20 protein-coding genes are annotated in these 20,150 nt (G+C 41.9%); all 20 read right to left on the bottom strand.

What is annotated here, in order from left to right; genetic code table 11:
• Nucleotides 1–38: 38 nt before the first annotated feature.
• Nucleotides 39–1,709, bottom strand: coding sequence for a ribonuclease J (locus ACIQ0C_RS10090; RefSeq protein WP_403059356.1), 1,671 nt, complete (start codon nt 1,707–1,709; stop codon nt 39–41).
• A gap of 281 nt (nt 1,710–1,990) precedes the next feature.
• Nucleotides 1,991–2,860 (bottom strand): 4-hydroxy-tetrahydrodipicolinate synthase, encoded by an 870-nt coding sequence (dapA, locus tag ACIQ0C_RS10085; RefSeq protein ID WP_403059354.1) that lies wholly within the window; start codon nt 2,858–2,860, stop codon nt 1,991–1,993.
• Nucleotides 2,861–2,907: 47 nt separating this feature from the next.
• A complete protein-coding gene (dapG, locus tag ACIQ0C_RS10080; RefSeq protein ID WP_402839432.1) occupies nt 2,908–4,134 on the bottom strand; it encodes an aspartate kinase in 1,227 nt (408 codons plus the stop codon).
• A 104-nt stretch (nt 4,135–4,238) separates the two neighbouring features.
• Complete coding sequence (gene asd / locus ACIQ0C_RS10075; RefSeq protein ID WP_402839434.1) at nt 4,239–5,294, bottom strand: aspartate-semialdehyde dehydrogenase; 1,056 nt, start codon at nt 5,292–5,294, stop codon at nt 4,239–4,241.
• Between the two features lie 212 nt (nt 5,295–5,506).
• Entirely contained in the window at nt 5,507–6,109 is a 603-nt protein-coding gene (locus ACIQ0C_RS10070; protein WP_403059352.1) for a dipicolinate synthase subunit B, read from the bottom strand.
• Nucleotides 6,106–7,008: a dipicolinic acid synthetase subunit A gene (dpaA, locus tag ACIQ0C_RS10065; protein ID WP_402839756.1), complete on the bottom strand. Its 903-nt coding sequence runs from the start codon at nt 7,006–7,008 to the stop codon at nt 6,106–6,108. The genes ACIQ0C_RS10070 and dpaA overlap by 4 nt, the downstream gene beginning before the upstream one ends.
• A 226-nt stretch (nt 7,009–7,234) precedes the next feature.
• Nucleotides 7,235–7,504 (bottom strand): YlmC/YmxH family sporulation protein, encoded by a 270-nt coding sequence (locus ACIQ0C_RS10060; RefSeq protein ID WP_402839438.1) that lies wholly within the window; start codon nt 7,502–7,504, stop codon nt 7,235–7,237.
• A gap of 159 nt (nt 7,505–7,663) precedes the next feature.
• Entirely contained in the window at nt 7,664–8,890 is a 1,227-nt protein-coding gene (locus tag ACIQ0C_RS10055; RefSeq protein ID WP_403059350.1) for a M16 family metallopeptidase, read from the bottom strand.
• A gap of 46 nt (nt 8,891–8,936) precedes the next feature.
• Nucleotides 8,937–9,896, bottom strand: coding sequence for a polysaccharide deacetylase family protein (locus ACIQ0C_RS10050; protein WP_403059348.1), 960 nt, complete (start codon nt 9,894–9,896; stop codon nt 8,937–8,939).
• 156 nt (nt 9,897–10,052) lie between these two features.
• Nucleotides 10,053–12,170 (bottom strand): polyribonucleotide nucleotidyltransferase, encoded by a 2,118-nt coding sequence (gene pnp / locus ACIQ0C_RS10045; protein ID WP_402839442.1) that lies wholly within the window; start codon nt 12,168–12,170, stop codon nt 10,053–10,055.
• A gap of 319 nt (nt 12,171–12,489) precedes the next feature.
• The gene (gene rpsO, locus ACIQ0C_RS10040) at nt 12,490–12,759 is read right to left on the bottom strand and encodes a 30S ribosomal protein S15 (RefSeq protein WP_034313598.1); all 270 of its coding nucleotides are present in this window, start codon (nt 12,757–12,759) and stop codon (nt 12,490–12,492) included.
• Nucleotides 12,760–12,895: 136 nt separating this feature from the next.
• Nucleotides 12,896–13,846: a bifunctional riboflavin kinase/FAD synthetase gene (gene ribF / locus ACIQ0C_RS10035; RefSeq protein ID WP_403059346.1), complete on the bottom strand. Its 951-nt coding sequence runs from the start codon at nt 13,844–13,846 to the stop codon at nt 12,896–12,898.
• A 33-nt stretch (nt 13,847–13,879) separates the two neighbouring features.
• Nucleotides 13,880–14,800 (bottom strand): tRNA pseudouridine(55) synthase TruB, encoded by a 921-nt coding sequence (gene truB / locus ACIQ0C_RS10030; RefSeq protein ID WP_402839446.1) that lies wholly within the window; start codon nt 14,798–14,800, stop codon nt 13,880–13,882.
• Between the two features lie 154 nt (nt 14,801–14,954).
• A complete protein-coding gene (gene rbfA / locus ACIQ0C_RS10025) occupies nt 14,955–15,323 on the bottom strand; it encodes a 30S ribosome-binding factor RbfA (protein ID WP_034313607.1) in 369 nt (122 codons plus the stop codon).
• Nucleotides 15,324–15,340: 17 nt separating this feature from the next.
• Nucleotides 15,341–15,622 carry a DUF503 domain-containing protein gene (locus ACIQ0C_RS10020; protein WP_034313609.1) on the bottom strand — a complete coding sequence of 94 codons (282 nt, stop codon included), beginning with the start codon at nt 15,620–15,622 and terminating at the stop codon, nt 15,341–15,343.
• Nucleotides 15,619–17,769, bottom strand: a complete 2,151-nt coding sequence (gene infB, locus ACIQ0C_RS10015; protein ID WP_402839448.1) for a translation initiation factor IF-2 — start codon at nt 17,767–17,769, stop codon at nt 15,619–15,621. The genes ACIQ0C_RS10020 and infB overlap by 4 nt, the downstream gene beginning before the upstream one ends.
• Before the next feature lie 19 nt (nt 17,770–17,788).
• Nucleotides 17,789–18,094: a YlxQ family RNA-binding protein gene (locus ACIQ0C_RS10010; protein WP_034313614.1), complete on the bottom strand. Its 306-nt coding sequence runs from the start codon at nt 18,092–18,094 to the stop codon at nt 17,789–17,791.
• A 4-nt stretch (nt 18,095–18,098) separates the two neighbouring features.
• Nucleotides 18,099–18,374 carry an RNase P modulator RnpM gene (rnpM, locus tag ACIQ0C_RS10005; protein ID WP_061462443.1) on the bottom strand — a complete coding sequence of 92 codons (276 nt, stop codon included), beginning with the start codon at nt 18,372–18,374 and terminating at the stop codon, nt 18,099–18,101.
• A gap of 16 nt (nt 18,375–18,390) precedes the next feature.
• Nucleotides 18,391–19,521 carry a transcription termination factor NusA gene (gene nusA, locus ACIQ0C_RS10000; RefSeq protein WP_048684764.1) on the bottom strand — a complete coding sequence of 377 codons (1,131 nt, stop codon included), beginning with the start codon at nt 19,519–19,521 and terminating at the stop codon, nt 18,391–18,393.
• A gap of 43 nt (nt 19,522–19,564) precedes the next feature.
• On the bottom strand, nt 19,565–20,038 hold the full coding sequence (rimP, locus tag ACIQ0C_RS09995; protein WP_063231836.1) for a ribosome maturation factor RimP: 474 nt from the start codon (nt 20,036–20,038) through the stop codon (nt 19,565–19,567).
• Nucleotides 20,039–20,150: the final 112 nt, after the last annotated feature.

Here is a 20,150-nt window from a genome sequence, read left to right as displayed (position 1 = left end):
AAAAGAACCCCTGACTGTTCAAATCAGGGGTCCCTTACTTAATATTCCATGATGATCGGTAAAATCATTGGACGGCGTTTCGTTTTTTCATAGAAGAATTGGTTTAACGCATCACGCATTTCCTGCTTCAGCGTGGACCAATCAAAAGGTTGGCGCGATCCATTTTTCTTTACGATTTCACTTACTATTTCAGTTGCTTCCGCAATCATTTTTTCTGATTCGCGAACATATACGAAGCCCCTTGAAATGATTTCAGGGCCCGCTGCAATGCTTTTATCCTGACGGTTCAACGTGACAACCACAATCAAAATGCCATCCTGGGATAATAAGCGCCGATCACGGAGAACGATATTACCCACATCTCCAACGCCGCTGCCATCTATCAGGATATTTCCTGCAGAAACTTTTCCAGAAAGACCCATTTTATTTCCCTTTAGTTCGATGACATCCCCTTTTTCGGCAATTATGATGTTTTCACGCTTTATTCCCGCAGCAATCCCAACCTTTTGATGGGCATATAAATGGCGGTATTCCCCATGTACGGGGATTAAGAATTTAGGATTCATCAAATTGATCATCATTTTAAGTTCTTCCTGGCTGCCATGCCCTGTTACGTGCACTTTATATTTGTTAGCAGATACCACTTCAGCACCTACCCTGTATAGCAAATCGACGGTTTTGGATAAAATAAGTTCACCGCCCTGCAGGGGTGATGCACTGATCAAAACTGTGTCTCCCTTTTTGATCGTTACCTGCTTGTGGGTCTGTTTTGCCATTTTTTGAAGTGCCGCAATTGGTTCCCCCTGATGACCTGTCGATAACACGACGATTTCACGGTCCTCATACTGGCCAATTTCATTAATTGGGATTATCAGCTCTTCCTCGACCTTTAAGTAGCCAAGATTCAGGGCTGTTTCATACACGCGTTGCAGGCTTTTTCCTACAACTGCCACTTTTCTGCGACTTGCTGCCGCTGCATTGAAAACATGTTGAATCCGGTTGATGTTCGAAGCGAAGCACGCAACGATTATCCTTCCGGAGGCAGCGTGGAAAGCCTCTGTAATATCTTTGGCCACAACTGCTTCCGATGTCGTATAACCTGGCCTCTCGGCACCAGTACTATCCGAAAGCAAGCATAGGACACCTTCTTCACCGATACCGGCCATTTTACCGATTTCCGGTTTATATAGTTCTGTTGCTGCTTGGTCGAATTTGAAATCCCCTGTATAAACGATTGCACCTTCGCGAGTGTGGATCACGACTCCGACGGAATCGGGAATACTATGGTTAGTCCGGAAAAAAGACACGGCTGCTTGAGGGAAACTTAAAAGGGAATCCGAATCGATTTCAGTGAATGTTGCCCTGCCGTTAAAGCCATCTTCCTTTAATTTCGTTTTGATTAAAGCAAGTGTAAGCTTTGTTCCATAAACAGGAGCTGGTAAGTATTTCAAGACATAAGCAAGCGCTCCCATATGGTCTTCATGACCATGGGTAATGAATATCCCCTGCACCCGTTCCTTATTATCCATCAAATAAGAAATATCAGGGATTACCGCATCGATTCCGAGCATTTCGTCTTCCGGCAACATTAAACCTGCATCAAGAAGATAGATGTCCTCATTCACCTCAACGACGTACATATTTTTACCAAGCTCCCCTTGTCCTCCAAGAGAAATCACTTTTATTCCATTATTTTTATCTTTACCCAATCGAATATCCTCCTTAAAAAATCCCGTTCATAATTTCCCAATGATTTCATTATAACCGATGTTCAAAAAACATGACAACACTTACCATTTTCAAAGGGACTTTTTCATTTAATTCAAAAAAACAACCCATTATGTAAGAGATCCTTTGTACTTTTACCAGTTTCGATTGATCATAAAAAAATTCAATATTTTCATCCCGAAATCGGAAAGTATATCCCATTCATATACATCATTATGTAAAAACAAGCCAATCTTCATCGATCAGCTTGTTCCGTGTCTTTTTATTTTTTTAATACCTTGGTTAATGCCAGGCGTTCCTGCTCGGTCAATGGCACGATTGGAAGTCTCACCGATCCGACGTCAATTCCATATAACTGAAGCGCTGTTTTGACAGGTGCAGGGCTTGGCGCTGCAAACAAACCTTTTATAATCGGTAACAGATCCTGATGCAGCCGGGCTGCCTCTTTCAAGTTCCCACTGATGAAGGCCTCCACTATTTTCTGCAACTCATTGCCAGCAATATGTGAAGCAACCGATACTACACCCACACCACCAATCGCCAATACCGGGAGTGTTAAAGCGTCGTCCCCGCTATATAATGCAAAATCTTCATCCGTTCCAGCTATGATTTGGGTCATAGCATTTAAATCCCCGCTCGCTTCCTTAACGGCTACGATATTAGGAATTTTTGAAAGGCGGATGATCGTTTCCGGTTCAATGTTAACTGAAGCTCGCCCAGGGATATTATATACCATTACAGGAAGCGTCGTACTGGCTGCAATAGCCTTAAAATGCTGGTACAGACCTTCTTGATTCGTTTTACTATAATACGGGGCAACCAACATTATCGCATCTGCCCCATTTTGTTCCGCTTTTTTTGTCAACTCGATGGAAGCATACGTATTGTTGCTTCCTGTACCCATGATGATGGGCACACGTTTGTCAACAACCTTAGAAACATGACGCAATAACGCGATTTTCTCCTCCGAAGATAAAGTTGGAGATTCCCCTGTCGTTCCCGAAAGCACAAGCGAATCGGTTCCATTGGTTAATAAGTAATTAACCAATGTAGTCGTCTTTTGAAAATCAACATTTCCCTTGCTATCGAAAGGGGTGACCATCGCGGTTGATACTCTACCAAATATCATCATCTAACACCTCTTTAATTTTTAAAACCTTTATTTATTAAAAAACCTGATTATTGGACTTCCCTTTCATGCAATTGAAATGCATAGTGCAGGGAATTAACGGCTTCTATTAAATCTTCTTCTTTTACGAGTACCCAAATTGTCGTATGGCTGTCAGCTGACTGGAGAATGGCAATTTCCTTTTCGGAAAGCGCTGTGACAATCTTCGCTGCAACGCCTGGTACTCCATTAATGCCTGCACCGACTACTGATACCTTGGCACAATTCCTTTCAATGACCGGTTCATGACCAAGCTCGGCCAAAATCGAGAGGGCAAGTTCTGTCGTCTCTTCCGAAACGGTATAAACTACACCACTTGGATATATATTTATAAAGTCCACTGAAATGGATGCATTGGCCATCGCTTTGAAAACTTCAGCCTGAAGATTATATTGATCTTTTTTCGCACGGACCTTGATTTGAGTGATCTTTGGTACATGGGCAATCCCGGTTACAAGCCTTTCACGTATGTCACTACCCTGGCTTCCCTTGTTCATGCTTGTAACTAGGGTTCCCAAACCTTCGCTATATGTTGACCGTATCCGAATCGGGACTTTCGCCTGCATCGCAATTTCAACAGCTCTCGGATGAATGACCTTCGCTCCTTGATATGCCATGTTGCAAACTTCCGTATATGAAACGATTGATAATGGACGAGCTTGATCGGCGATCCGTGGATCTGCTGTCATGATTCCTTCCACATCCGTAAAAATATCGACCCGTTCAGCCTGCAATGCGGCACCTAATGCAGCTGCTGAAGTATCACTTCCACCACGGCCGATGGTCGTGATGTCACCATTTTTAGCAGCTCCCTGGAAACCTGCTACAACGACAACATCCTTCACCTCAAGTTCTTTCATGAGGCGATCGCATTTCATTTCGATTATTTTCGCACTGGAATAGTCGGTATTCGTCAAGAATCCTGCTTGCGCTCCAGTATAAGCGACCGCATCAATACCATGTTCCAAGAGCATGTTCGTAAATACAACAGATGATATCGTTTCTCCGACAGACATAAGTAAATCCTGTTCCCGTTTTGAAAGGCTGGCTTTCGCTCCATTTACAAGGGAAAGTAAGGTATCCGTTGCATAAGGATCGCCTTTTCTTCCCATTGCTGAAACCACAACCACCACTTTATAGCCTTCTTTAATGGCTTTTTCGATATGCCCCTTGGCAAATGAACGGCTTTCCTCATCACGAACGGATGTCCCACCGTATTTCTGGACGATAATTTTCATAATATGCACCCCAAATATAAGCCAGCTCCCCGATCCGGGAAGCTGACAAAGACTCTCTATCCTATTGGAATTAATTTTCTGTTGAGTTCATTAAGAATAAATTATTACTTAACGGTAACCAAACCTAATTTTAAAAGGCTTTCAGCAATTTGAACGGAATTCCAAGCTGCACCTTTTAATAGATTATCGGAAACCACCCATAAATGGAAGCCTTTATCTTCATCCAAATCTTTGCGAATCCGACCGACGAATACATCATTCTTGCCGACGGATGAAGCAGGTGTTGGGTAAACTTGTTGTTCCGGTTCATCTTCTAACACTACTCCAGGTGCTTTTCTCATTAACTCCTTGATTTGAGAGGCCGCTATGCCTTCTTTTTCAACTTCAATGTATACAGATTCCGAATGACCTGTTACTACAGGAAGCCTCACGCAAGTTGCGGCCACTGGAAGGTCTTGCATATGCATGATTTTCTTAGTTTCATTAATCATTTTCATCTCTTCGAATGTGTACCCGTTATCTTGGAATTTATCAATTTGGGGAATGACGTTAAAAGCGATTTGATAATGCTTTTCGTCTCCTTTTACCGGTAAAATTTTCGGATCGATTTCTTTTTCATCAAGCAAGTCGCGAGCTTGTTCCTTTAATTCATTTATCGCTGCTGCACCTGCACCCGAAACAGCCTGATAGGTAGAAACAACAATTTTTGATAAGCCGTATGCCTTGCGGACAGGTTCTAATGCCACAACCATTTGGATAGTTGAACAATTCGGGTTTGCAATGATCCCATTATGCTGCTTCAAGTCTTCTTCATTTACTTCAGGAACGACTAGCGGCACATTTTCATCCATGCGGAATGCGCTCGTATTATCGACAACTATCGCACCGCGTTTCACTGCTTCTGGAGCCAATTCCTTAGACACGCTTCCTCCAGCACTGAATAAAGCGATATCGATGCCCTCAAAGCTTTCAGGTTTTGCTTCCTGCACTTCGATTTCTTCGCCCTTAAAAGTAAGTTTGATTCCAGCGGAACGAGCCGATGATAAAAAGATGATTTTCTTAATCGGTAAGTTCCTTTGTTCGAGTGTTGAAATCATTTGTTGTCCTACTGCTCCAGTTGCTCCCACAACTGCAATATGCAATCCCTGTGTCTCAGTCATTTATACATACTCCTTTTCTATCTCTTAAATTAGTTATTTATTGGATTTACTACTTCTTGTTCAGAATATCATTTATTTTATCACATTAACATTCCAAAGGGTCGCACTTTAACAAAATATTCTGGTAGTGGAGTGGGTTTTTATAACTTCAACCTACAAATTTATGCATATATGTCAGTCGATAGAAAGCGGATCGAGTCAGAAATACTTGTTCAGGCTAAATCATCCTTGAACCTTTCGACGATGACAGGTTGAATTTGTTCCCTTTCCAGTGCCGCCATGATCGTATCCCTTATCATGCTCATCCTTGCAACCATGGAACTTGGTTTGCCTGTGGGATTATCCTGGCCATATGGAACGAAATAAATATCTTTAGCTGCCATCAGCCTCATTAGATTGACACCATTTAACCCAAGTGCATCATTTGTTGATATTGCGACCACGACTGGACGGTGATTTCTCATCGTCGCCTTTGCAGCCATAAGTACTGGCGAATCGGTAAGAGCATTTGCCATTTTACTCATTGAGTTACCCGTTAAAGGAGCGATCACCATGCAATCAAGCGGCAATTTAGGTCCTAAAGGCTCTGCTTTGACGATTGTATCAACGACATGGTTCCCCGTCAATTTTTCTATTCTTTCGACCCAATCCTCGCCCTTTCCAAAACGGGTTTCCGTGTTTTGTACAGTCGATGTTACGATTGGGATGACTTCCGCACCTTCATTTACAAGTTTTTCTATTTCCGGAAAAACTTCATCATATGTGCAGTGTGATCCGGTTAATCCGAAGCCAATCCGTTTACCTTTGAGACTCATATCATTTTCCCCTTCCTTTTCAAGAACTCGCCTTGAATCAATAGTCCCAGTGCATTCGCTAATATTTGACCAGCTGTTTTCGGGGCAACTATGCCCGGTAGGCTCGGTGCCAACAGCGCCTTGATTCCCCTTTTTTCAGCGTAACGAAAGTCAGTCCCCCCCGGTTTTGAAGCAAGGTCGATGATTAATGTATGAACGGGCATATTAGCTATGACTTTTGCGGTAATTATCGGAAAAGGGATCGTATTGATGCATATATCAACATCTTTCATTTCTGCAGCAAGGTCATTTAAATGAAAAGGGGCTAATGCCATTTCACTGATCCTCGCAATATCTTCGCTTTTTCTTGCCCCCACCTTCACTTTTGCTCCAAGTGCATGGAATGACCGGGCTACACTCATCCCGACCCTTCCCAGCCCGAGAACGGCTACATTCGATCCATGGATAGTAAAATCCGTATGTTGAATGGCCATCATGATTGCACCCTCAACAGTGGGAATCGAATTATAAATAGCCACATCATCACGTTCGAACAATAAAACGAGTTTGCGATCCACTTTCTTGAATATCTCATCAAGGTAATCGTTACTGATTCCTGCATAAAAAGTGCAATGTGCCGGGGTATTTTTTATCATTTCTTCAGTCAAAACAACCTCTTCACTGGAAAAGATCGTTTCTACTTTCCCATCTGAATCCGTGCCCCGGACAGGTAAAATAACTGAATCTAATTCCTTGAAGTTTATATCTTCCATTTTTTCCTTAACCGCTCCGGTAAAAGCATGGTCGAGCTGTTCAAAACCTACCAATAATAGCTTTGCATCAAGCTCCGTCAGTTTACGGACAACTTCAAGCTGACGCGCATCTCCACCAATTACAGCGATTTGCATGCCTGTGAGCATTAAAACCGTCACCTTCTTTATATAAAAGATCCTAAACATTCCTTGCCTCATGATAATTCCTTCAGGAAGCAATTCGGTTTTTGCTACATTCTCTAGTTACCCTGCCATCTTATGTTTTTACTTAAAAAACGGTGATAAGAAAAGAAAAAACGCCATAGCTATAACCAGCTAAGGCGTTTGCGTGAGTGCATTTCGAGAAGTTCCAGGGAGAATGGCACGAGCTTCATTATCCGTCCATTTGCTCTCCGTCTTTAAGTGAAAGTCCTTCCTGAAAATCAATGATGACCATATCCGCACCGATTTTTTTTATATGTTCCCATGGCACTCTTATTTCACTGCCATTCCTTAAAAGGCCGAACCATTTGACAGATGGGATGATCAACGAGGTAATTTGTCCAGTTTCATCTATTTCCAAATCCGTCTGACCAAGGATTCCTAATCTTTCCGCCCTATTCACATCGACTATTTCCTTACCGCTCAGTTCACTTAACCTCAAATTTGGTTCCCCCTTTTTCGCCTTCTATTCAATCTATATCCGAAAAAGGTAAACTTAGAAGGCATTTATCCAAATATTGTCCATGATACTGGACCCTCACTCCTTCAAAAAAAAGCCTGACCTCCCCTTAATAAAAGGAAGGTCCAGACTTTTTCGTAATTATTTGTCCCAGTTTTCCAGCGGGCTCACTAATGACAAGGAATGTTTCGTAAAGATCTGATTAGCCAATTCATTGACGGTATCCTCTGTCACTTCGTCGATCTTGATGATGATATCATCTAGTGAACGGTGCTCACCCAACATAAGCTCATTTTTTCCGTTCCGGCTCATGCGGCTATTCGTGCTTTCAAGGCTGAGCATCAAGCTTCCTTTAAGCTGCTCTTTACTATTCCGTAATTCCTTTTCCGTTATGCCATCCCTTTTTAAAGTATCCAATGTTTCCTGAATGGTTTCATACAGGCTGTCAAGCTGATTTGTGCCTGTCCCCCCATATACTGTCACCATACCGCTATCTTGATAGCTGGAATGATAAGAGTAAACGGAATAGGCTAGGCCGCGTTGCTCCCTGACGTCCTGGAATAGGCGGCTGCTCATGCTTCCTCCAAGAATATTATTCAAGGTAATCAGGCTGTATGTTTTATCATTGCCGATTTCCAATCCGTTATAACCTAGGCATAAGTGGGCTTGTTCCGTATCTTTTTTACGGGTGATCCTATTTTCATGGAAGGAAGGTTTGACCAATTCAAGACGGTCTTCCCCTCCTTGATACGAGCCAAAGTAGCTTTCGACTTCCTTGATCAATTTTTCATCCACATTCCCAGCAATGGACACGACTACTTTATCGGGTGTATACATGTCATGGACGTATTTTTTTAATGTATCACTATTGAAAGTTTCAAGCGTATTTTCCGTCCCTAGTATTGGATAACCAAGGGGGTGGTTTTCATATACCGCCTTGCTTAAGAGGTCATGGACAATGTCATCGGGTGTGTCTTCGTACATTTTGATTTCTTCATAGACGACATTTTTTTCTTTTTTCAATTCTTCCCCATCAAATGTTGAGTTGAAGAACATATCAGCAAGGATTTCAAGCGCATAACTTGCATGGTTATCCATTACTTTAGCATAATAGCATGTATATTCTTTTGAAGTGAATGCATTCACCTGTCCACCAATACTATCGAACGACTCGGCAATTTCACGCGCATTTCTCGTAGTTGTCCCTTTGAAGAACATATGCTCCAGGAAATGTGAAACCCCATTCAATTCTGGTGTTTCATTTCTTGAACCTGTTTTGATCCATACTCCAATTGCTGCTGAACGTACAGTTGGAATATTTTCCAATACAATTCTAACTCCATTTTGACACGTGTATTTCTTAATCAACTAACATTCCTCCCAATCATTCTATGCTGCTATCGTTACTAATACATTATGGATTCGATCGCTCTTCATCTACTGCTTCTGAAACGGTAACAACATCTAAATCTTTCTTTTTTATTTCAATTATTAACGTTTCCAATGATTTTGCAGTAGATTCAGTCGGATGCATCAATATAAATGCTCCAGGGTGTACCTTAGAAAGCACTCTTTGTTGAAGGACTTCAGGGCTTGGCTTTTGCCAGTCAATCGTATCCACACTCCACATGGCGGTCTCCATACCGAAAGAATCCGCGATTTTCACCGTTTCATCCCGGTAGCTTCCACTTGGCGGTGCGAACCATTTCATTTTCAAACCTGTCACCGCTTCAATGACTTCATTCGTTTTGCGAATTTCCTCACGTGTAGCTTGTGCGGATATGTTCTTCATATCTGGATGTGAATAAGAATGATTTCCAATTTCATGCCCGCCACCCTTAATCATCTTGGCCAATTCAGGATTTTTCTTGGTCCAATTACCTTCAAGGAAAAAAGTGGCCTTGACATTATTCTTTTTTAACACGGCCAACATATCTTGTAAGTATTCATTCCCCCAGGCCACATTGATTAAAAATGAAACCACTGGCTTTTCGGGATGAGCCCGGTAAATGGGAGCCGGATCCAGATCCTCCATATGTATCTTTGCAGGGACCTGCTGAAATACCAGCTTATCCTTATCGAACACGCCCTCCTTCTTCATGGCTTTATACGAATCATCAATATTTACTTTCAGGCCGTTATATGCAGGAACGGTTTTCCAAACAGAATCTATTCGTGCATCCTGTGGTGCAATCTCATATTTTTTTGTTGATTCTTTTATTTGTAAAAGAAGCTCGTCTTCTTGCTTCATTGAAGCAACTGAATCATCGGTTAATTGGGTCAAATAAATTTGTGTATATGGATTTTGCACTAATAACCATGATATACCTGCAATGGCACTTATCGCAACTATCTGCTTCCATTTATTATTCATTTTTTACGCCCCCTTCATACCAAAATGTATGAAGAAAACGGACAAGGTAGAACATGACATCCTTTTAACGCCTTCGTACTATGGATATTCCAATACCTTTAAACAAAAAAAGCATGCAGATTCACAAGGAATCGCATGCCGGATTTTCATATTTCATTACGATTGAGAAGGGTTTGCTGCCTCTTTTTGCTCTTTCAAGACTGCTTTACGGGAAAGGTTTACCCTTCCTTGCTTATCGATCTCAGTAACTTTGACCAATAATTCATCGCCAAGTGAAACGACATCTTCCACTTTTCCGACTCTTTCTTCAGCCAGTTCAGAAATATGTACCAAACCGTCTTTACCATTGAAGATTTCAACGAAGGCACCGAACTTTTCGATACGTTTAACTTTACCTAAGTATAGTTCGCCCACTACGACTTCACGTACGATATCCTCAATGATTTTCTTCGCTTTTTGAATCATTGGTTCATCAGTAGAAGATATGAATACCGTTCCATCTTGTTCGATGTCGATTTTCACCCCAGTTTCTTCAATGATTTTGTTGATATGTTTTCCGCTCGGCCCAATGACATCACGGATCTTATCCGGATTGATGGACATTGTAACGATTTTTGGGGCATATTTGGATAACTGCTCACGCGGTTGATTGATTGTTGACATCATTGATTCCAAAATGTGCATCCGGCCATGTTTGGCTTGAAGTAATGCTTCTTCAAGAATCTCTCTTGAAAGTCCCTCAATCTTAATATCCATTTGTAGGGCAGTAACACCTTTTGAAGTCCCTGCGACTTTAAAGTCCATGTCTCCCAGATGATCTTCCATACCTTGAATATCCGTTAAGATTGTATAGTGCTCACCTGTTTTGACAAGGCCCATGGCAATACCGGCAACTGGAGCTTTCAATGGAACACCGGCATCCATCATTGCCAAAGTGCTTGCACAGATACTTGCTTGTGAAGTTGAACCGTTCGATTCAAGGACTTCTGAAACAAGTCTGATTGTATATGGGAAGTCTTTATCATTTGGAATGACAGGCTCCAATGCTCTTTCTCCAAGTGCACCATGACCGATTTCACGGCGTCCTGCCCCACGGATAGGACCTGTTTCACCTACACTGAAATGCGGGAAATTATAGTGATGCATAAAACGTTTTGACTCTTCGGTTCCAAGTCCATCCAGAATCTGCACATCACCAAGTGCACCTAATGTACAGATGGATAGTGCTTGGGTTTGTCCGCGCGTGAACAATCCGGAACCATGTGTACGGGGCAGAATGGTGACTTCAGATGATAATGGTCTGATTTCGTCAGGGTTACGGCCATCCGGGCGCACTTTTTCTTCCGTGATCAAACGGCGGACTTCGGATTTGACCAATTTATTCAGGATTTCTTTGATTTGCTTTAATTTTTCTTCATCAGCTTCTTCTTCATAATGAACCAACACACGATCTTTTACTTCTTTGATCGCGTCTTCACGAGCATGTTTTTCCTGAACTTGTACAGCTTTGTTCAAGTCTGCTTCACATAGGCCTTTCACTTCTGCTTCCAGTACCGCATCCACTTGGTATAAAGTGACCTGCATTTTTTCCTTGCCGATTTCAGCAACGATTTTCTCTTGGAATGCAATGATTTTCTTGATTTCATCATGTCCAAACATGATTGCTTCAAGCATGGTTTCCTCTGGTACTTCATTTGCTCCGGCTTCAACCATGTTGATAGCATCTTTAGTGCCGGCAACCGTCAGATTGATGTCACTTTTAGCTAGTTGGTCAACAGTAGGGTTAATAATGAATTCATTATTGATTCTCCCCACTACAACTCCAGCAATCGGACCTTCGAACGGAATATCGGAAACTGAAAGTGCAAGGGAAGAACCTAGCATGGCTGCCATTTCCGTAGAGCAATCTTGATCGACACTCATGACCATGCTGATGATCTGAACATCGTTCCTGAAGCCATCGGCGAAAAGCGGACGGATTGGACGATCGATTAAACGGCTTGCAAGAATTGCCCTTTCACTCGGTCTCCCTTCACGTTTGATGAAGCCTCCCGGAATTTTACCGACTGCATAAAGTCTTTCCTCGTAGTTGACTGTCAAAGGGAAGAAGTCAACATTTCTAGGTTCTTTCGAAGCTGTCGCTGTACTTAATACAGCAGTTTCTCCATAACGGACTAAAACTGCCCCGTTCGCTTGTTTGGCTAATTGCCCTATCTCTACCGTTACATTACGGCCGGCCCAGTCAAATGAATACGTATGTTTTTCCTGTCCCATTTATTAAACCCCTCTCTGAATCTTCACTTAGAGGCTTAGTTTACCTAAACCTGTATTGGATTAAATCATTTATATGTGAAAGTAACTGAACTCGAGTTAAAACCAAACTATTCCTATTATGCACGAAAAAAACAAGCATTAACAGTAAAATGAATAAAAATTTCATTCATTTGATTATGTATATCCTGATCATTTATAAATGGAAAAGGACCCGGCTCCTGCCGAGTCCCAAGGACGAAGGCCCAGCCTTAAGTAGAAAACGTCCAAATCATTTGATTAACATCAAAAAAGCGGGAAATTTCCCGCCTTCCTGAAAAAATTATCTACGTAGACCTAATTTGTTAATTAGTGTACGGTAACGAGTAACGTCTTTGTTACGTAGGTAAGTTAAAAGATTACGACGTTTACCTACCATTTTTAGAAGACCGCGACGTGAATGGTGGTCTTTTTTGTGTGTGCGTAAGTGATCGTTCAAGTTGTTGATTTCTTCTGTTAATACTGCGATTTGAACTTCTGGAGATCCAGTGTCAGTATCGTGAGTTCTGAACTCAGCGATAAGTTCGTTTTTGCGTACTTGTGTAATTGCCATGTTAATATTCCTCCTAAAATTCTGTAAAATCACCTATTACCGAGCCAGCGTCGGAGTCTCGACTAGCCAAGCAATGGTTATTTTCATACATACAATAGAATACATGTTTTTCATTAAAATTGCAAGTCTTGTCTTTTTAAGCTTCAAGCTTTGCAAAATAGGCTAATGCATTTTGCTTATCCGTTTCGATCTGAGCGACCAATGCTTCAAGTCCGGAAAATTTCTGCTCACTCCGAAGTCTTGTATGCCATTCAACCGAAACCTGGTTGCCATAAATATCCCCCGAGAACTCCAAGGCATGAACCTCTACAGTTGGATATTCAGGTTTTTCGTCGTGGAACGTAGGTTTGTAACCGACATTGCAAACTCCATTATACCATTTACCGCTTATTTTGATCCTGACGGCATATACGCCTGCAGCAGGGAAGATATAATCGTCACTTACTTCAATATTAGCGGTGGGGAAACCCAGCTTCCTGCCCCGCTTTTCACCGTGAACGACATGACCTTTCGTTAAATAGCGTCGGCCTGCCAAATGATAAAAGTCGGAAAAGTTGCCATTACCGAGAGTTTCCCTGATTCTTGTCGAGCTAACCTTTATATCTTCAAGTGTCTGTTTTTCAACGACTGTCTGCGAAAATCTGCCCTGTGCGTAAACAGGCAAATCTTCCATCGACCCTTGACCATAGCGACCGTATGAATAATCAAAGCCTGCAACTACATGACGGACATTCAGCCCGGCAATATATTCGTCAACGAACCGTTCCGGCAGTACCGAAGCAAATTCCTTGCTGAAATGGACAATGAATAAATAATCGATCCCCAACGACTCTATGATATCCACCTTATCTTCAAGTGGAGTGATATAGCGGATATTTTCCGTTTTCCTACCCAGTACTGCTGAAGGATGCGGGTCAAATGTCATGACTGCTGACTTAAGATTCATTTCATCGGCTTTTTGCTTGGCGGTTTGAATAACAATCTGATGACCTTTATGTATACCATCAAAAAATCCAAGCGCCATCACAAGCTCGGGAAAATCATCCGAATTAAATTGATGAGGATGCTCTATTGCGATCACTTTCACCTTTCAATCTCCTCTTTCCGGCGGTAAAACGGTCTATATTTCTTGTGCCAATACTTTTACAGGTTTAATTAATCCCTCTTTTGTCGGATGTATTTGATAAATGGCAATGGCCTTATCTGCTGGATCGACCATCACAAAAGGCTTTCCTTTTTCAACAACAACATCCTTTGTTTGTTCCAATACCGCGCCGTTAAGTACTTTCTTTGCTACTTTATCACTAATCTGAAATTTGGGCAAATGAAATAATCCCCGCTCCAAAGGCAACAGAAATTCTTCCGTTTGACCACTTTCCATGAACTCTTCCACTTCAGCAAATGTAAAACAGTCCTCCTGCTTAAAACCTGCTGATTCAATACGTGTCAAGTCTGACATATGGGCAGGAAAACCCAGTTCTTCACCTATCATGACTGCAAGCGTCCGAATATACGTCCCTTTGCTGCATTTTACGCGAAAACGAAAAGATATGGTTTCCCCTTTAAATTCAGAACGATCATCGAGGAGGGTAATATCATAGATGGTGACCTCCCTTGTCGGCCTCTCCACTTCTATCCCTGCACGGGCATATTCATATAATTTCTTACCGTTTACCTTTACCGCTGAAAACATCGGCGGGGTCTGTTCAATTTTCCCAGTCAATGATTCAAGAACTTCCAGAATCCGTTTACGCTGAATCACTTGATCAATCTTTTTCTCTTCGACTTTTTCACCGCTTGCGTCTTCAGTCGTTGTTGAAAAACCAAGGGTCACTTCCCCTTCATACGCTTTACCGGCTTCTGTCAAATATTCAGCTATCTTTGTTGCCCTGCCAATACAAATAGGTAGAACCCCTGTTACATCAGGATCTAAAGTACCTGTGTGCCCAACCTTTTTTGTCTTTAAAATCTTTCTTAATTTAAAAACACAATCATGGGATGTCAATCCCTTGGGTTTCCATAATGGAAGAATACCGTTCACGCTTTCACCTCATCTTTTATAAAACACCTTAAACTATTATGAAGCCCATTCCGAAAGGTGTTTTTCCTTTTTTCATATTCGGTTTTCAAAAAAAAGAGACCGACTTCAAGAAGTGCAAAGCACTTATTGAGTCGGCCTCCCTTTTACTGCTTGCTTATTCCTCGTCTTTTTCAGCCGGTTTATCCTCTGAATTGATTTGGGAAATCAACGACTCGATACGATTACCATAATCGACCGATTCATCAAATTCAAAAAACAGCTCAGGGGTTTTGCGCAGGCGGATTCGCTGCCCAATTTCTGAACGCATGAATCCTTTTGCCTTAGCTAGACCTTGCAGGGTTTTCTCCCTTTGTTCCTGGTCACCCAAAACGGAAATATAAACTGTTGCCTGTTGTAAATCGCCTGTAACCGCGACATCCGTCACTGTAACAAATCCGATTCTTGGATCTTTAATTTTTCGGCCGATTATTTCACTCAGCTCTTTTTTCATTTGTTCGCCAACACGATTTGAACGAAGGCTCATAATATCACCTCGATAGCCTAAAGCCAGTCTATATCTGTTATTGTTCGCTCTAGTTCCGGAAAAGAATCTAGAAATTTAAGGGCATTTTGAAGTTCCCGTTCAGTAGCCTTCCTTGAGGATGTTACGGTTACGATTGAAATCTTTGTCCGCTGCCATAAATCCTGAAAATCGGTCTCTGCTACAGAAATGTTAAACTTCTGCTTAAGCCGTGTCATGACACGCTGAAGCACGGCCCTTTTTTCTTTTAAAGAATGGGTGTCATGGATGATGCATTCACATTGGACAGAGCCAACGATCATTTACGTTCGATCTCTTCCATTACATACGCTTCAATTACATCGCCTTCTTTAAGGTCGTTGTAATTTTTAATCGTAATACCGCACTCATAGTTCGTTGCCACTTCTTTAACATCATCTTTAAAACGTTTCAATGCATCAATTTCACCTTCGTAAATGACGACACCTTCACGAATTAAGCGAATTCCGCTATCACGTGTAATTTTTCCTTCTGTAACGTAAGAACCGGCAATCGTACCTACCTTGGATACTTTGAAAGTCGTACGAACTTCAGCCTGACCGATAATTTTTTCTTCGAATTCAGGGTCAAGCATCCCTTTCATAGCCGACTCGATTTCTTCGATCGCTTTATAGATGATGCGGTGAAGGCGGACATCAACATTTTCTGATTCTGCTGCACGCTTCGCATTCACGTCAGGACGGACATTAAATCCGATGACGATTGCATTCGAAGCTGTAGCAAGGATGATGTCAGACTCTGTAATGGCACCAACGCCAATGTGAATGATTTTCACTTTAGCGCCTTCCACTTCTATTTTATTCAGGGAAGCGGCTACTGCTTCCGCAGAACCTTGAACATCAGCTTTTAGAATGATGTTCAATTCTTTAATTTCCCCTTCTTTCATTTGTTCGAACAAAGTATCCAGGGTTACACGGGATTTCTCATTGCGTTGTGAAGCAAGTTGTCTCTGTGCACGCACTTCCCCAACTTGACGGGCCGTTTTCTCATCTTCAAAGACGATGAAACGATCGCCGGCTTGTGGCACTTCGTTCAATCCAGTGATTTCAACCGGTGTTGAAGGACCAGCATCCTTAACACGGCGTCCAAGATCGTTAACCATCGCACGAACACGTCCGAATGTATTACCGATAACAATCGGATCACCGATTTTCAACGTTCCGTTTTGAACTAGCAATGTGGCGACCGATCCGCGCCCTTTATCCAAACGTGCTTCGATAACCGTTCCATTTGCTTTACGAGCTGGATTCGCTTTATACTCCTCCACTTCACTGACAAGAAGAATCATTTCAAGCAAGCTATCGATACCCTCACCGTTCTTAGCTGAAATTGGTACGAAAATTGTGTCTCCGCCCCATGCTTCAGAAACTAAACCATGTTCTGTCAATTCTTGCATGACACGGTCCGGATTTGCGGCTTCTTTATCCATCTTATTGACAGCGACGATAATTGGTACTTCTGCCGCTTTAGCATGGTTGATCGCTTCAATCGTTTGAGGCATAACGCCATCATCCGCAGCGACGACAAGAATGGTGATATCGGTAACTTGTGCACCGCGGGCACGCATTGTTGTAAACGCAGCATGACCTGGTGTATCCAGGAATGTTATTTTCTTATCGTTAACTTTAACTTGATAAGCACCGATATGCTGAGTGATTCCGCCCGCTTCGCCTTCAGTAACTTTTGTATGGCGTATGGAATCAAGCAATGTCGTTTTACCATGGTCAACGTGCCCCATGATCGTCACGACAGCCGGACGTTCAATCAAATCTTCAGAAGCGTCCTCAGTGACAAGTGATTCAAGGTCTGTTAGGTCGACACGAATCTCTTCTTCGGCCACTACACCGTATTCCGCACAAATCAATTCAATTGCATCTTTATCCAAAGTTTGGTTGATTGTTGCCATAACACCAAGCATAAAGAGCTTTTTAATGATTTCAGAAGGTTCACGGTGCAATTTTTTCCCAAGTTCCATAACAGTCAAAGACTCATAAAACGTAATTTTCTCTGGAAGTTCTCTTTCTTTACGTTTTGTTACAGGTGCCTGAGGCGCTTGTTGTCTTTGTTTATTATTTTTATTCTTGTTATTGCGATTCTTGTTGAACTGACCTGTTGGTTTTTTCGTCCCAACAGGTTTAACTGGTGGTTTCTTCTTCAGTTTTTCTTTATTGACTGTGCTTTTTTCATCCGCTTCAGCTTCGTACTTCGCCACCGTAGCGTTAGCTTTTGGTTCTTGGCTTTTATCTTCGTTTTTAGGTTTGATTGAATCGTTTAATTTATTTACAGTTGAATCGTCTAATGCTGTCATATGGTTTGTTACCTCTATATTCATTTCTTTAAGTTTATTTATTACATCCTTGCTTGAAACGTTCTTTTGTTTTGCATATTCATATACACGCAATTTTGTCATACGTTCACCCCCGTAAAATTTAATCGAGCAGCGTTCGGAGTTTTTGTGCAAAACCTTCATCCAGAACTGCGACGGCAACTCTAGCATCCTTACCTATCGCATGGCCGAGCAATGACCTGCTTTCGACTCTTTTTAAAGGAACCTGATAAAATGCGCACTTATCAGATATTTTTTTTTCAGTGTTTTTTGAAGCGTCCGCGGATAAAATAACAACTTTGGCATTACCGCTTCTAATCTCTTTAACCACTAATTCTTCACCCGAAATTAGCTTGCGTGCTCGATTGGCCAAACCTAATAGAGACATCCATTGTTGTTGTTGGGTCATGGTGTTAGTTTTTCTCCTTATTCACTAATTCAAGCAATTGTTCATAAAGGGAAGAATCGATTTGGGTACTAAGGTGATTAGCCAGCACATTTTTCTTTTTGGCCAGCTCGATAACATCCCGATCAAGAGTCAAATAAGCTCCCCTTCCAGATTTCTTACCGGTCGGATCCAGGCTGACTTCTCCTTCTTTAGATCGTACGATGCGAATGAGTTCTTTCTTCGGCTTCATTTCACCTGTTGCCACACATTTACGCATCGGGATTTTTTTTCGGCTATTCATCTTTTTTCACCTCGAATTACTCGTTATCCTCTTCGAAATCTGTTTCCTCTTCAGTAACATAACTATCTCTGCTCAAAAGGAATTCCTGTTCTTCCACAGGATATATACCAGCTTCGCGGGCTTCCGTTTCACTCTTGATATCAATTTTCCAGCCTGTAAGCTTGGCAGCTAACCGGGCATTTTGTCCACGCTTGCCAATTGCCAGGGAGAGTTGATAATCCGGAACGATTACAGTCGTCGCCTTTTCCTCTTCTTTAACAATGACCTCAAGTACTTTTGAAGGGCTTAAAGCATTCGCAACGAAAATGACCGGATTCTCCGACCATTTGACGATATCGATCTTTTCACCTTTCAATTCGTTGACGATGGCCTGAACACGCTGGCCTTTTTGGCCTACACAGGAACCGACAGGATCGACTTCTTCGTTATCGGAGTGCACGGAGATTTTTGAACGGTCGCCTGCTTCGCGGGCAACTGACTTAATCTCTACCGTTCCATCGAAAATTTCAGGCACTTCGATTTCGAATAAACGTTTTAAAAGGCCAGGATGTGAACGGGATACAAAAATTTGCGGGCCCTTGGAAGTCTTTTCAACTTTAGTGATGAAAACTTTAATGCGGTCATGAGGTTTATACTGTTCATTCGGCATTTGCTCATTCACCGGGAGCAAAGCCTCGATTTTACCTAGGCTCACATAAATGAATCGGGAGTCCTGGCGTTGAACGATACCAGTCATGATATCCTCTTCACGATCGATGAATTCGGCATAAATGATGCCCCGTTCCGCTTCACGCACCCTTTGAGTGACGACTTGTTTTGCTGTTTGTGCAGCAATACGGCCGAAATCCTTAGGTGTTACTTCCATTTCGACAACATCCTCTAACTGATAGTTGGGATCAATTGCTCTTGCTTCTTCAACAGAAATTTCCAGACGTGAATCGAACACTTCGTCAACAACGTCTTTTCTGGCAAATACACGCATTGTTCCTTTACCAAGATTCAAGTCGATACGTACATTTTGTGCTTGGTTAAAGTTACGGCGATATGCCGATATAAGGGCAGATTCAATCGCGTCGATCAAAACCTCCCTGGAAATTCCTTTTTCGTTTTCTAAAATATAGAGAGCATCCAATAACTCATTGCCCATGGTGATCCCCCTTACGGATATTTAAATTAATGATTTGCTTGACTTAAGAGAAGGTAATCGCCAATCTTGCCTTGGCTACCTTTTCGAATGGTATGACGATCGTTTTCTTTCTTGTCTTGATTCTGACTTCGAGTGTCACTTCTTCACCATCGAAACTGGTTAAGATTCCTTCGAATTCTTTTTCATCTAAAATGGGCTCGTATGTTTTTATGTAAACATTTTTACCGATAGCATTAAGGAAATCCTTCTCTTTTTTCAGAGGCCTTTCAGCTCCGGGTGATGAAACTTCGAGAAAATAATTTTGTGGAATCGGATCAACCTCATCAAGCTTTTCACTGAGTTTTTCACTCACATTTCCGCAATCATCAATATCTACGCCTGTTTCTTTATCAATGTACACTCGAAGGAACCAGCTTTTACCTTCCTTCACATACTCCACTTCGACTAATTCAAGCTGCAATTCCTCAAGAATTGGTAATGCTAATTCCTCTACGACTTCCGTTACCTTTTTACTCATTTGTTTCCTCCATACGTGCGTTGTATGCGCTTGGTTTCGGATTCAAAATTAAATGGTCAATACAACACGAAAGAGTGGGTTTCCCCACTCTTGCCATTGGTTCCTCTTAGTA

Source organism: Peribacillus sp. NPDC096448, assembly GCF_044762675.1.
Lineage (GTDB): Bacteria > Bacillota > Bacilli > Bacillales > DSM-1321 > Peribacillus > Peribacillus frigoritolerans_B.
Note: the sequence above shows the minus strand (reverse complement) of the source record. Positions and strands in the feature narration are given on the sequence as shown.

What these genes read in the sequence shown, in the direction of transcription:
- ACIQ0C_RS10050 (WP_403059348.1), bottom strand. Translation starts at nt 9,896, where the DNA reads ATGAATAATAAATGGAAGCAGATAGTTGCGATAAGTGCCATTGCAGGT.
- rnpM (WP_061462443.1), bottom strand. Translation starts at nt 18,374, where the DNA reads ATGAATAGCCGAAAAAAAATCCCGATGCGTAAATGTGTGGCAACAGGT.
- dpaA (WP_402839756.1), bottom strand. Translation starts at nt 7,008, where the DNA reads ATGCTCACAGGCATGCAAATCGCTGTAATTGGTGGAGATGCGCGTCAG.
- ACIQ0C_RS10070 (WP_403059352.1), bottom strand. Translation starts at nt 6,109, where the DNA reads ATGAGTCTCAAAGGTAAACGGATTGGCTTCGGATTAACCGGATCACAC.
- ACIQ0C_RS10010 (WP_034313614.1), bottom strand. Translation starts at nt 18,094, where the DNA reads ATGACCCAACAACAACAATGGATGTCTCTATTAGGTTTGGCCAATCGA.
- asd (WP_402839434.1), bottom strand. Translation starts at nt 5,294, where the DNA reads ATGACTGAGACACAGGGATTGCATATTGCAGTTGTGGGAGCAACTGGA.
- rimP (WP_063231836.1), bottom strand. Translation starts at nt 20,038, where the DNA reads ATGAGTAAAAAGGTAACGGAAGTCGTAGAGGAATTAGCATTACCAATT.
- dapG (WP_402839432.1), bottom strand. Translation starts at nt 4,134, where the DNA reads ATGAAAATTATCGTCCAGAAATACGGTGGGACATCCGTTCGTGATGAG.
- pnp (WP_402839442.1), bottom strand. Translation starts at nt 12,170, where the DNA reads ATGGGACAGGAAAAACATACGTATTCATTTGACTGGGCCGGCCGTAAT.
- infB (WP_402839448.1), bottom strand. Translation starts at nt 17,769, where the DNA reads ATGACAAAATTGCGTGTATATGAATATGCAAAACAAAAGAACGTTTCA.
- nusA (WP_048684764.1), bottom strand. Translation starts at nt 19,521, where the DNA reads ATGGGCAATGAGTTATTGGATGCTCTCTATATTTTAGAAAACGAAAAA.
- rpsO (WP_034313598.1), bottom strand. Translation starts at nt 12,759, where the DNA reads ATGGCAATTACACAAGTACGCAAAAACGAACTTATCGCTGAGTTCAGA.
- ACIQ0C_RS10020 (WP_034313609.1), bottom strand. Translation starts at nt 15,622, where the DNA reads ATGATCGTTGGCTCTGTCCAATGTGAATGCATCATCCATGACACCCAT.
- dapA (WP_403059354.1), bottom strand. Translation starts at nt 2,860, where the DNA reads ATGATGATATTTGGTAGAGTATCAACCGCGATGGTCACCCCTTTCGAT.
- rbfA (WP_034313607.1), bottom strand. Translation starts at nt 15,323, where the DNA reads ATGAGCCTTCGTTCAAATCGTGTTGGCGAACAAATGAAAAAAGAGCTG.